This is a genomic window from Fulvimarina fulva, from assembly GCF_039652615.1.
GTDB lineage: Bacteria > Pseudomonadota > Alphaproteobacteria > Rhizobiales > Rhizobiaceae > Fulvimarina.
The window spans coordinates 57416-68944 of record NZ_JBDJAC010000016.1; the positions used below are offsets into that span (position 1 = coordinate 57416).

Annotated in this window: 15 protein-coding genes; 11 read left to right on the forward strand and 4 right to left on the reverse strand. The window is 60.2% G+C overall.

Features of this window, described 5'->3' with window-relative positions; all coding sequences use genetic code 11:
* Window positions 1-362: 362 nt before the first annotated feature.
* A complete protein-coding gene (locus ABDX79_RS17665) occupies window positions 363-923 on the reverse strand; it encodes a polysaccharide biosynthesis/export family protein (RefSeq protein WP_346221625.1) in 561 nt (186 codons plus the stop codon).
* Window positions 924-1376: 453 nt separating this feature from the next.
* On the opposite strand from ABDX79_RS17665, the gene ABDX79_RS17670 reads away from it, so the two are divergent.
* From ABDX79_RS17670 to ABDX79_RS17705, 8 genes are all read left to right on the forward strand, one after another.
* Window positions 1377-2006, forward strand: a complete 630-nt coding sequence (locus ABDX79_RS17670; protein WP_346221626.1) for a hypothetical protein — start codon at window positions 1377-1379, stop codon at window positions 2004-2006.
* 162 nt (window positions 2007-2168) lie between these two features.
* Window positions 2169-2357 (forward strand): twin transmembrane helix small protein, encoded by a 189-nt coding sequence (locus tag ABDX79_RS17675; RefSeq protein ID WP_346221627.1) that lies wholly within the window; start codon window positions 2169-2171, stop codon window positions 2355-2357.
* A 47-nt stretch (window positions 2358-2404) separates the two neighbouring features.
* Window positions 2405-2971 carry a cob(I)yrinic acid a,c-diamide adenosyltransferase gene (locus ABDX79_RS17680; protein WP_346221628.1) on the forward strand — a complete coding sequence of 189 codons (567 nt, stop codon included), beginning with the start codon at window positions 2405-2407 and terminating at the stop codon, window positions 2969-2971.
* A 158-nt stretch (window positions 2972-3129) separates the two neighbouring features.
* Window positions 3130-3879, forward strand: coding sequence for an electron transfer flavoprotein subunit beta/FixA family protein (locus tag ABDX79_RS17685; RefSeq protein ID WP_346221629.1), 750 nt, complete (start codon window positions 3130-3132; stop codon window positions 3877-3879).
* A 21-nt stretch (window positions 3880-3900) separates the two neighbouring features.
* The gene (locus ABDX79_RS17690) at window positions 3901-4833 is read left to right on the forward strand and encodes an electron transfer flavoprotein subunit alpha/FixB family protein (RefSeq protein ID WP_346221630.1); all 933 of its coding nucleotides are present in this window, start codon (window positions 3901-3903) and stop codon (window positions 4831-4833) included.
* A gap of 125 nt (window positions 4834-4958) precedes the next feature.
* Window positions 4959-5837: a 3-hydroxybutyryl-CoA dehydrogenase gene (locus ABDX79_RS17695; RefSeq protein WP_346221631.1), complete on the forward strand. Its 879-nt coding sequence runs from the start codon at window positions 4959-4961 to the stop codon at window positions 5835-5837.
* A 44-nt stretch (window positions 5838-5881) separates the two neighbouring features.
* Window positions 5882-6508, forward strand: a complete 627-nt coding sequence (locus ABDX79_RS17700; protein ID WP_346221632.1) for a glutathione S-transferase family protein — start codon at window positions 5882-5884, stop codon at window positions 6506-6508.
* A gap of 1 nt (window position 6509) precedes the next feature.
* Window positions 6510-6662, forward strand: a complete 153-nt coding sequence (locus ABDX79_RS17705; protein WP_346221633.1) for a PAAR domain-containing protein — start codon at window positions 6510-6512, stop codon at window positions 6660-6662.
* A 325-nt stretch (window positions 6663-6987) separates the two neighbouring features.
* Here the strand turns inward: ABDX79_RS17705 and ychF are convergent, their stop codons facing one another.
* The 3 genes from ychF to ABDX79_RS17720 all read right to left on the reverse strand — a co-directional run bounded on the left by ychF (window position 6988) and on the right by ABDX79_RS17720 (window position 8975).
* Window positions 6988-8091: a redox-regulated ATPase YchF gene (gene ychF, locus ABDX79_RS17710; RefSeq protein WP_346221634.1), complete on the reverse strand. Its 1104-nt coding sequence runs from the start codon at window positions 8089-8091 to the stop codon at window positions 6988-6990.
* A gap of 126 nt (window positions 8092-8217) precedes the next feature.
* The gene (locus tag ABDX79_RS17715; RefSeq protein WP_346221635.1) at window positions 8218-8481 is read right to left on the reverse strand and encodes a DUF2312 domain-containing protein; all 264 of its coding nucleotides are present in this window, start codon (window positions 8479-8481) and stop codon (window positions 8218-8220) included.
* Window positions 8482-8657: 176 nt separating this feature from the next.
* Window positions 8658-8975 (reverse strand): DUF1244 domain-containing protein, encoded by a 318-nt coding sequence (locus ABDX79_RS17720; protein WP_346221636.1) that lies wholly within the window; start codon window positions 8973-8975, stop codon window positions 8658-8660.
* 253 nt (window positions 8976-9228) lie between these two features.
* Between ABDX79_RS17720 and ABDX79_RS17725 the strand changes: the two genes are divergently transcribed.
* The 3 genes from ABDX79_RS17725 to ABDX79_RS17735 form a co-directional block, all read left to right on the forward strand.
* Window positions 9229-9669 (forward strand): DUF1036 domain-containing protein, encoded by a 441-nt coding sequence (locus ABDX79_RS17725; RefSeq protein ID WP_346221637.1) that lies wholly within the window; start codon window positions 9229-9231, stop codon window positions 9667-9669.
* On the forward strand, window positions 9666-11102 hold the full coding sequence (pyk, locus tag ABDX79_RS17730; RefSeq protein ID WP_346221638.1) for a pyruvate kinase: 1437 nt from the start codon (window positions 9666-9668) through the stop codon (window positions 11100-11102). The genes ABDX79_RS17725 and pyk overlap by 4 nt, the downstream gene beginning before the upstream one ends.
* 235 nt (window positions 11103-11337) lie before the next feature.
* On the forward strand, window positions 11338-11529 hold a 192-nt coding region (locus ABDX79_RS17735; protein ID WP_346221639.1), incomplete at its 3' end, for a GTP-binding protein.

Consider the following 11529-nt stretch of genomic DNA (forward strand, 5'->3'; position numbering starts at 1 on the left):
AAGCGGTGGAAAACGTCGCCCGAATGGAGGCTATCCATCTGTTTTTGCTCAAAGATGGAAGAGTCGAAGAAGACGGGCGCTTGCAGACATGATCGGCGAGATATCCCGGAAATCCGGGCTCGGAGGCCGTTGACCATTCCTGAAAAATCTTTGCATGCGGCAAGCCAGACCGCTGCCACCGATCTGTTCGATCCGGGCAAATGGCATCCCGCGAAACTCGCTTGATCGCTTCACGAAAACGGATGTCAAAGACACGTCTGCGCCGTGCAATCTACGGCAGGCTCTTCAGTCGCTCGCAATTCGTGAAGATGGGGTGGCTCTGCCGCCGAACGCACGATCCGCAAGCCGTCATGGCCGGGCTGTCAGAACCAGCGTTCGCGCACATAGATTGTATCGCCGGGCAGGAGCGGGTCTGAGGTTACGACACGGCCAGTGACCACCTCGTCGCCGATCTGCCGGGTGATGTCGACGGTGCCCTGCTCGGCGCGCGGCGTGAACCCGCCCGAGACGGCAATCGCCTTCTGCACCGTCATGCCGGGGACATAGGTGTATTGGCCGCCCTGATTGACCTCGCCCATGATGAAGAACGGGCGATAGCGCTCGACCGCAACCGTGACGTCCGGGTCCTGAAGATAGCCGTCGCGCAGCCGCGAGGCGATCGCCTGCTGAAGTTGGACCGATGTTCGGCCGCGTGCTGGTATGTCGCCAATCAGGGGCATCGACAGATAACCGGCCTTATCGATCGGATAGGCTTGCGTCAGCTCTTTCTGTTCGAAGACCGTGATACGGGCAATGTCTCCACTGTCGAAACGGTAGGGCTGATTGAGAACGGCGTGAAAAGCTGGCGGGGCAGGCTGGTAGGATGAGCAGGCTGCAGTCGTCGCCATCGCCACGCCCAGTATCAGCTTTGCAATCGTTTTCATTTCCCAACTCCGTCCGTCCCGCCTGCCGCGCTTGAACGAACCCCAAGCACGTGAAATCGCTTGACGAAGCAATACTGCAATTAGGGTTAATCAATCGTGAAACCCCCGTCTTGAAGGCGTTGGGCCAGCGGCCAGCGCCGCTTGAGGGTTGAAAGTCTTGCCATATGGCAACTGAAGACGGGTTCTTTAACGACCTGGTTACCAAAAAGAGCGACCGTTTAGTTACCAAATCCGGGCACGTGGCCGTGTTTCAGCTGTGGCGGCCGGGCTCGACAATCGGACGGTGACGATATGAAGAATCAAGGCACCCCATATACGCACAGCGCTTCCGAAGACGCTGCGGCCAGGCAGGACAAGCCTCTCGACAAGACCGCAAGGCTAGCAATCGAGGCCGGTCCGGGACACGGATTTCAAAGGGCAATCTTAGATATGGCGAACGCGAGCGTAGACGGCGTGAACAACGAACCAATCGAGACCGGCGACCAGGGCAGCGACGAGCAGGTGATCGAGCGGGTCGGCGTCGACGATCTGGCCTTCGCGGCCAAGGAAATGAGGATCAAGCGGCTGGTCGTCGTGACTCCCTTCGCCGACAGGGCCTCGCTCGAAACGGTGCTGACGCTATCGCGGATCCTGACCGAAGAGAACCATCCCGTCGCACTCATCCAGCTCGATGGTTCGCCCGAGGTTCCGTTCTCTACTGACGGGAATTCGCTTGCAGGATGGATCGATCTTCTGGGGGGTGGTCGCCCGGTTGGTGAAATCATCCACCGGGATGCCGAATCGCGCCTTCACATCGCGCCTTCCGGAGACGTGGACCTTGCTGCCCTGGAAGACGATCAGCTTGAAGACCTCGCGGTCTATGTCGAGGCGTTCCATCAGAGCTATGCTATGACTGTCGTCCACGCGCCGCTCGAATGCCTCGACCGGATCAGCGGACTGGGGGATGGCGAGACGGCGATCATCGTTGCGGCAGGCGAGGACAGGGCCGGGGAGGTCGACCAGATTGCGCAGGCCCTCAACGCTCGCGCCACCTACGACGTGCTTCACCTCGTGTCCGAAGGCGAGACACCGATCCTCCACTGAGGAAACGAAATCTTATCCCCGAATGATCGAAGCCGGATGTCGTCAGGCCTCCGGCTTTCGGCTGCGACATCGCTTCGTCTGTTGACGCATCGACACAGATCCTAAATTGGAAACGAATTTGTTGCAGCTCTTCGAGGCTGCGATCTCCGACGAAGGGTCACCATGTCCAGCTTCCTGACATTCCTGGCGCTGGCCGCATTGATCGCAACCGCGATCGTCCTCCTGATGGGTCTGTTGAACCTGATGAAGGGCGGGCCGGGCAGCAAGTCCCAGAAATTCATGCGCTATCGCATCATGTTTCAGGCGATCGCTCTCGTTCTGATCGTGGCCTTTCTGCTCCTCGGCCGTTGACGCGTGATGATCGCGTCCAACTTTCCGGCGAAAGCGAAGGAGCGTTCATGGTCAAGCTGAACAAGATCTATACCCGCACCGGCGACAAGGGCGACACGATGCTGGGCAATGGCGAGCGGCGTCCGAAGGACGATCTGCGGGTCGAGACCTACGGCACGGTGGACGAGCTGAATGCCGTGATCGGGCTTGCGCGCCTCCATGCATCGGGCGATCTCGATGACATGCTCGCGCGTATCCAGAACGAGCTCTTCGATCTCGGCGCGGAACTTGCGACACCCGACACCGGCAAGGACCTCGGTTTCGAGCCGCTGAAGCTCGTCGACAGCCAGGTCGATCGCCTGGAACGCGAGATCGACGGCATGAATGAGAAGCTCGAACCGCTCAAGAGCTTCGTTCTTCCGGCAGGAACGCCCGTTGCGGCGCATCTTCATCTTGCGCGTACGGTCTCAAGGCGCGTCGAACGATTTATGGTCGCGCTGGCGAAAAAAGAGCCCGTCGCGGAGACCGCGCTTCGCTACATCAACCGCCTGTCCGATCATCTCTTCGTTTGCGGGCGTATCGCCAATGACGATGGCAAGGGCGATGTCCTGTGGGTTCCGGGAAAAAGCCGCTAGTCGCGCGCGATGCCTTTGACGAATTATCTGGCCTGGCGAGGCTTTGACTGGAGCTCATTCTTGAAAAGCGCTCGTTTCGGGGCCAAAACCTCTGCTGAATTCATGTGCAGCCTCGAGGCGACTCGACTGCCGACAAAAAATCTCGGGAGCAAAGCCCCATGAAAATCCTCGTCGCCGTCAAGCGCGTGGTCGACTACAACGTGAAAATCCGGGTGAAGCCGGATGGCTCGGGTGTCGAACTTGCCAATGTCAAGATGAGCATGAACCCGTTCGACGAGATCGCCGTCGAAGAAGCCGTTCGTCTGAAGGAAGCGGGGACGGCCACGGAAGTCGTCGCGGTCTCGATCGGCCCCAAGCAGTCTGCCGACACCATCCGCACGGCGCTTGCAATGGGCGCTGACCGGGGCATTCATGTCGCAACCGACGAGATCGTCGAGCCGCTCGCCGTCGCCAAGATACTGAAAGGCATCTGCGATGCCGAATCGCCGGATATGGTCTTTCTCGGCAAGCAGGCGATCGACGATGACTGCAACCAGACCGGACAGATGCTCGCCGCGCTGACGAATTGGGGGCAGGGCACCTTCGCCTACAAGGTCGAGCCATCGGCCGGAAGCGTGAAGGTGACGCGTGAGGTCGATGGTGGCCTCCAGACGGTCGATCTAAAGCTTCCAGCCGTCATTTCGGTGGATTTGCGCCTCAACGAACCACGCTACGCTTCGCTTCCCAACATCATGAAGGCGAAGAAAAAGCCGATCGACGCGAAGACACCCGATGATTTCGGTGTCGACATCGCCCGCCGTCTGGAGGTCCTGAAGACCGAAGAGCCCGAGACCCGGAAGGCCGGCGTCAAGGTCGCCTCGGTGGATGAACTCGTCGACAAGCTCAAGAACGAAGCCGGCGTCCTTTAAGGCGCGGGAAGGATATTCCACATGACCACTCTTCTTCTCGCCGAACACGATAACGCCGCGCTCTCTGCCGAGACCGCCAAGGCGCTCAGCGCGGCAAAGGCACTCGGAGCCGAGATCCATCTCCTGATCGCCGGTGAGGGCGTCGCCGCAGTCGCTGAGGCCGCCGCGAAGCTTGATGGTGTTGCGAAAGTCCTGACGGCCGAGGCTCCCGCCCTGGCAAACAGGCTCGCCGAGCCTGTTGCCGCCTTGCTGGTCGAGATGGCTGGCGACTACGACGCGATCGTCGCTCCCGCGACGACCATGGGAAAGAACGTTCTTCCGCGCGCCGCAGCTCTTCTCGACGTGATGCAGATCTCCGACGTGATGAGTGTCGAAGGCCCTGACACGTTCAAGCGTCCGACCTATGCCGGAAACGCGGTCCAGACCGTGAAATCCTCCGACACGAAGAAGGTGATGACGATTCGCACATCGAGCTTCGAGGCAGCCGGCGAAGGCGGCTCTGCGCCGATCGAAGCCGTTTCGTTGTCGGCCAGCGATCCCGGCCTGTCGAGCTTCGTCTCGGAAGAGCTCGCTCAGTCGGAACGTCCGGACCTTTCGAGCGCGAAGATCGTAGTATCGGGTGGCCGGGCTCTCGGCTCGGACGAAAAGTTCCGTGAGATCATGATGCCGCTCGCCGACAAGCTTGGCGCTGGTGTCGGTGCTTCCCGTGCGGCCGTCGATGCCGGCTACGCGCCGAACGACTGGCAGGTTGGCCAGACAGGCAAGGTCGTTGCGCCTGAACTTTATATCGCCTGCGGAATTTCCGGTGCGATCCAGCATCTTGCCGGCATGAAGGACTCCAAGGTGATCGTCGCGATCAACAAGGACGAGGAAGCGCCGATCTTTCAGGTCGCCGATTACGGCCTCGTTGGCGATCTCTTCGAACTGGTGCCGGAACTGACCGAAAAACTCTAGCGGTTGCCAAGGGGCTGAGAAGCCCCTTGGAACGCCAGTTCGTCCGTTCTACGCTGCAGCGCATATAAATTTGGCCTCTCTTCCTTGCCGACGTTGAGGCCAAAGAACTGGATCGGGAGGTCATCATGGCGGAAATCAAGAGCGTTGGCATCATCGGAGCCGGTCAGATGGGCTCCGGTATCGCCCATGTCGTCGCACTTTCGGGCATCAAGGCCCGGCTCTACGATGTTGGCGATGACCAGACCAAAAAGGGACTGTCAGTGATCGAGAAGGGGCTCGACCGGCAGGTCTCGTCCGAAAAGATCACGGAAGTGGCTCGCAGCAACGCGCTGAAGCTGATCGAGACGTCGACCGATCTGACGACGCTCGGCGACCTCGATCTCGTCATCGAGGCGGCGACTGAGAATGAGGATGTAAAGCGGAAGATTTTCCGTGACGTTTGTCCCCATCTTTCCAAGGATGCGATTCTCGCGTCGAACACCTCGTCGATCTCGATCACGCGCCTTGCCGCAGCGTCCGACAGGCCCGAGCAGTTCATGGGCATCCACTTCATGAACCCGGTTCCGGTGATGAAGCTGGTGGAACTGGTTCGCGGCATCGCGACCGCCGAGGCGACCTTCGAGGCTTCGAAAAACTTCGTGGACAAGCTCGGCAAGACAGCGACCGTGTCTGAGGACTTCCCCGCCTTCATCGTCAATCGTATCCTTCTGCCGATGATCAACGAGGCGATCTACACGCTCTATGAGGGCGTCGGTTCGGTGACCTCGATCGACACGGCCATGAAGCTCGGTGCGAACCATCCGATGGGTCCGCTCCAGCTCGCGGACTTCATCGGGCTCGATACCTGTCTTTCGATCATGCAGGTGCTGCATGACGGTTTGTCGGACTCGAAATACCGGCCGTGTCCGCTGCTCGTGAAGTATGTCGAAGCTGGCTGGCTCGGTCGCAAGGCTGGACGCGGCTTTTACGATTATCGTGGTGACGAGCCGGTTCCGACCCGCTGACGCTCATTCGAATTTTCTTATATTTTGGATAAGGATTCGCGCGCATGATACTGATTGGACAATATGATTCGCCTTTCGTGCGCCGCGTCGGAATTGCGCTGACGCTTTATGAAATGAACTTCGAACATCGGCCTTGGTCGGTGTTCGGCGACAGCGAGAAGATTGCCGAATACAACCCGCTGCGACGTGTTCCGACGCTGGTGCTGAACGACGGCACGGCGCTTCTCGATTCGACGACCATCCTCCTTCATCTCGACGAAGAGGTCGGATCGGAGCGAGCCCTTCTGCCGCCTCGCGGCAAGGAACGGCGAGACCAGCTCAGGACCTGTTCGCTCGCCCACGGCCTCTGCGAGAAGTTGGTCGCGCTCATCTACGAACGCGTCCTGCATGAGGTGACTTCGGATATCTGGGTGGAACGCTGCACCCGGCAGATCGGCGAAGTCCTTGCCGTGCTCGAGGCGGAGGTCGCCGGCCTGAAGCGCGAATTCGTCTTCGGCGAAAAGCCCGGCCACGCGGATATCGCGGTCGCGGCAGCGTTTCGCTTCCTCACCGACGCCCATCCGTCTCTGCGCTCAGCCGAGCCCTATAACGCGCTTTCAGCTCACATGGCACGATGCGAGGCATTGCCCGCATTTCAGACGATTAGTCAGGAATTCATCCCGCCGGCCTGAGGTGGCCTGCCCGAAGCCGCCCCATCCCCGGGCTCTTGCTGAAGGGTCTTCGGCGGTCTTCGTCGACGGCAGACCGATGGGGCTTATTGGCGACGCGATCGATTGCGGCGGCAGTGCCGCTTCCGGCTCGGGCGATATGTTCGCCGGCGGCTGAGCCAATCCGCTCGAAAAGGTGGCCGAGGACGGCAAATCGGTCATTCGGTCTGACAGTGTCGACATCCCGTCGACGTCAGCAAGATACACTGCATTTCAGGTGATTTGGCGTCGTGGCCGCTTTTACCGCGGTACACTCCAAGTTGTCCTCTTAAGGTCCGCCGGGCACGTGAGAGCATGGCTTTCAAATGTCCATGCGCAACACTTGGAGTGAGCTGGCCACTGTCAGTGAGTGAGCGCGTCACCTTATGCGCGGACCGTGATGCCGTTCGTGAGCCTGAGGCACCTCTGAGCCCACGTCCTATGTCAGGCGGCGCGACCTGGCCTCACACATTGAACTTGAACAGCATCACGTCACCATCCGCGACGACATATTCCTTGCCTTCGTCGCGCGCCTTTCCGGCGTCCTTCGCAGCAACTTCACCGCCAAGGGTAACGTAATCGTCGTAGGCGATCGTCTGGGCGCGGATGAAGCCCTTCTCGAAATCGGTATGGATGATGCCGGCCGCCTGCGGGGCTTTCGCGCCCTTGTGGACGGTCCAGGCACGGGTTTCCTTCGGGCCGGCGGTGAAATAGGTGATGAGGTCCAGAAGTTCGTAGCCGGCGCGGATGAGGCGGTCGAGGCCGGGCTCGGTCAGGCCGAGGGTCTCCAGGAATTCTCCGACCTCGGCCTCGTCGAGCTGGGCAATCTCCGATTCGATGGCCGCCGAAATGACGACCGCGCCGGCGCCCTGAGCCTCGGCCATCTTCGCGACGTTGGCGGCATGGTGGTTGCCGGTGGCCGCATCACCCTCTGCGACATTGCACACATAGAGGACCGGTTTGGAGGTGAGGAGGTTGAGCGTGCGCAAGGTTCGCCGATCCTCGGGATCGAGATCCTCCACGATGGTGCGGACAGGCTTTCCCTCGTTCAGGGCTTCGAGCGCCTTTTCCATGACCGGCAGTTGAGCGAGGGCTTCCTTGTCCTTGCCGGTCGCCTTCTTGCGGGTGTTGACGACGCGCCGTTCAAGGCTTTCGAGGTCCGAAATCATCAGTTCGGTTTCGACCGTCTCCGCGTCGGCCACGGGGTCGATCTTGCCCTCGACATGGGTGATGTCATCGTCCTCGAAGCAGCGCAGGACGTGGACGATGGCATCCACCTCGCGAATATTGGCGAGGAACTGGTTGCCGAGGCCTTCACCTTTCGAAGCGCCGCGCACAAGGCCGGCAATGTCCACGAAGGTGATGCGCGTCGGAATGATGTTTCCCGATTTCGCGACAGCAGCGATGTTCTTGAGCCGCGGATCGGGCACGGCGACATCACCGGTGTTCGGTTCGATCGTGCAAAAGGGATAGTTCGCAGCCTGGGCGGCAGCGGTTTTGGTCAGGGCGTTGAAAAGCGTCGACTTGCCGACATTCGGCAGGCCGACGATGCCACATCTGAAACCCATGGGGTCGATCCTTCGAAATCATGGTCGAGGCGCAGGAGAGGGTGCGCCACGCTTGTTGGTGCGCTCAATGCAGCGCAATCAACGTCGGGTCAACATTTCGAAGGCTGCTCGGGAGAGCGAAACTGGCTATTCTCCGGAATCGCCGGGCTGCATGCCGAGGGCCTGCAGATAGAGATCGAGGATCGCCTCCTGCTCCTGACGCTCGTTCTGGTCCTGCTTGCGGATGGAAATGATCTTACGCAGCACCTTGGTGTCGAAGCCGGTACCCTTGGCTTCGGCGTAGACGTCCTTGATGTCGTCGGCGATGGTTTTCTTTTCTTCCTCGAGCCGCTCGATGCGCTCGACGAAGGAGCGGAGGTGGTCGCCGGCAACGGCGGTAACGTCGGACATCAGAACAATCTCCTGAAGAAAATGGGCCATGGAGCGCGAACGAGCCTAAGGGCGCGGCGCGCGTGGAAACCGGCAGACGAGACAAGCCGCGCTTCCAGTTCCCGGCAACAGGTGGCATCACAGGGTTAACAAGCGGTTAGCCCCAAACCGGCGATGCGGCAATTCGGGGCTCTGCTTCAGTGCTGAGGCTTGTTCGTTTCGAAGGCTGCCTGACTATCGGCAGAGGCCTCGCGCTGATGTTTTTCGCGCCATTCCTCGTAAGGCATGCCGTAGACGATCTCGCGGGCCTGATCCTTGCTGAGGTCCTCGCCGCGTGCGTTTGCGGCCTCCTGATACCAGCGCGACAGACAGTTGCGGCAGAAACCGGCCATATTCATCAGGTCGATGTTCTGAACGTCGGTGCGTTCGCGTAAATGATCGCGCAACGCCCGGAAGGCGGCGGCCTCCAGCTCGATGCGTCGTGCGTCTTCCGATTGGTTTTCGGTCGCGGACATTGGCTTCAACCCCTTGCGTGCTAGCTCACTATCGCGCCATATCGCTTCCTCAGGCTGCAGCTTCAAGTCTTGCGGCGGGCCGAGCCGCGCTCAAGGGTCAGGCCGCGGCTAGGAAAGAATGGGATTCGTTCGCTCTGTGATCGTTTTGACAGGATTCCAAGCTATGCCATCGTCGCGAAACACGACACTGTCCGATGAGAGCGGACCCATAATGCAACAAGCGTCGAGCGCAGAGGTTTTTGTGAAATCGTCCATGTGGCCACGCGCGCTCCTCGGTGGCGCCCTGACCCTCGCAGCCTTTTCCTTCATGGGTGCAGGCTCTGCGAAAGCCGACTTCCGTGTCTGCAACGGAACGTCGAACCTCGTCGGCGTCGCCATCGGTTATCGCGCCGAGGCAGGTTGGACCAGCGAGGGCTGGTGGCGTATCCCGGCCGAAAGCTGCAAGCCGCTGATTACCGGGCAGCTCAAGTCTCGCTACTATTATCTTTATGCTGAAGACGCGAACGGCGAATCCCGCTGGGCAGGCGACATCAATCTGTGCGTCGCGGAAAACGAGTTTCGGATCGCAGGCGTCAGCGAATGTCTCAAGCGAGGCTATCAGCGCATGGGATTTCGTGAATTCGATACCGGCGAACAGGAAAGCTGGATGGTCCAGCTGACCGAGCCGCCAAGAACCAATACGGAGACTGAATGAGACGGAACCGAAGCGTAAAAATCCTCGCGACCCTCGGGCCGGCCTCGTCGGAAGAGCACCAGATCGCCGAACTCCACAAAGCCGGCGCCGATGTGTTCCGCATCAATATGAGCCATTCGAGCCATGAGGTGATGCGCCAGCTGGTCGCGCGGATCCGCAAGGTTGAAGCCGATCTGGGGCGTCCGATCGGCATTCTTGCCGATATCCAGGGCCCGAAGCTTCGCGTCGGCAAGTTCGCGGAAGGATCGGTCAATCTCGAAATTGGTCAGGAGTTCACGCTCGACGACAATGACGAGCCCGGCGACAATACGCGGGTCTACCTCCCACATCCTGAAATTCTTGAAGCCGTCCAGGTCGGTCACCGGCTTTTGATCGACGACGGTCGACTTTTCCTCGAGTGCATCGAAACTGACGGCCGGATGGTCAAGACGCGGGTCGTTGCCGGCAGCAAGATCTCCGATCGCAAGGGCGTGTCACTTCCTGATACGACGCTGAAGACAGGGGCGCTGACGGAAAAAGACCGATCGGATCTCGATGCGGTGCTGGAAGCCGATGTCGACTGGGTCGCGCTCTCGTTTATTCAACGTCCGAGCGACGTGGCCGAGGCGCGCAAGATCTCCAAGGGCCGTGCCCTTCTGATGTCGAAGATCGAAAAGCCTCAGGCTGTCGAGCAACTCGATGAAATTATCGAACTTTCCGATGCAATCATGGTCGCGCGTGGCGACCTCGGCGTCGAACTGCCGCTTGAAGAAGTGCCTGGTATCCAGAAGCGGATCACCCGCGCCTGTCGCCGGGCGGGCAAACCCGTTGTCGTGGCGACCCAGATGCTGGAATCGATGATCTCGGCTCCGGTGCCGACGCGCGCCGAGGTCTCCGACGTTTCGATCGCCGTTTTCGAGGGCGCCGACGCAGTCATGCTGTCGGCCGAATCAGCGGCGGGAAAATATCCTGTCGAGGCTGTGGCAACCATGAACCGCATCGCGGTTCAGGTGGAGAAAGACCCGCTTTATCCTGGAATTATCTTCGCCCAGCGTCCCGAGCCCGAGGCGACGGGGGCCGACGCCGTCTCTCTGGCAGCAAGGCAGATGGCCGAAACCCTCGATGTCGCCGTGATCGTTACCTATACGGCAACCGGAACGACCGGTTTGCGCGCCGCCCGCGAGCGTCCCCGCATCCCGCTGCTGGCCCTCTCGCCGATCACGAAGACGGCGCGTCGACTGTCGCTCGCCTGGGGCCTTCATTGCGTGGTGACGGAAGATGCCCAGGACCTTGACGACATGGTCGATAAGGCGTGCCGGATAGCGGTCGAGCAGGGCTACGCCGTTTCAGGCGAGAAACTGATCGTCACCGCCGGTGTGCCGCTGCGCCAGCCTGGTGCAACGAACATGCTGCGGATTGCCTATATTGGGTCTGACGGGCTCTCGGCGGTCTGAATCTGGTCCCGGTCGCATCTCGGGCTTGCCCGTAATGCGACCGGGCCATTCCCATCCATCAATCGGTTTCGAATTCCACATCCAGCGAGCAAAGCCGGCGGCTTGTCGAAGTGTTCCCCGGCACTCGACTTTGGCTGCGCGCTTCGGTGATGCCCTTGCCCTTTTTGGATCGCCGCTTTACATCGCGCCGGAACTTTGATCCCGCCAATCAGGAAAGAAGGCAGCGGAGAGGCTAATGGCCAAGAGCAAATTCGAGCGCAACAAGCCGCATGTGAACATCGGCACGATCGGTCACGTCGACCATGGCAAGACGTCGTTGACGGCTGCGATCACCAAGTTCTTCGGCGAGTTCCGCGCCTATGACCAGATCGACGCGGCTCCGGAAGAGAAGGCACGCGGCATCACGATCTCGACGGCTCACGTCGAA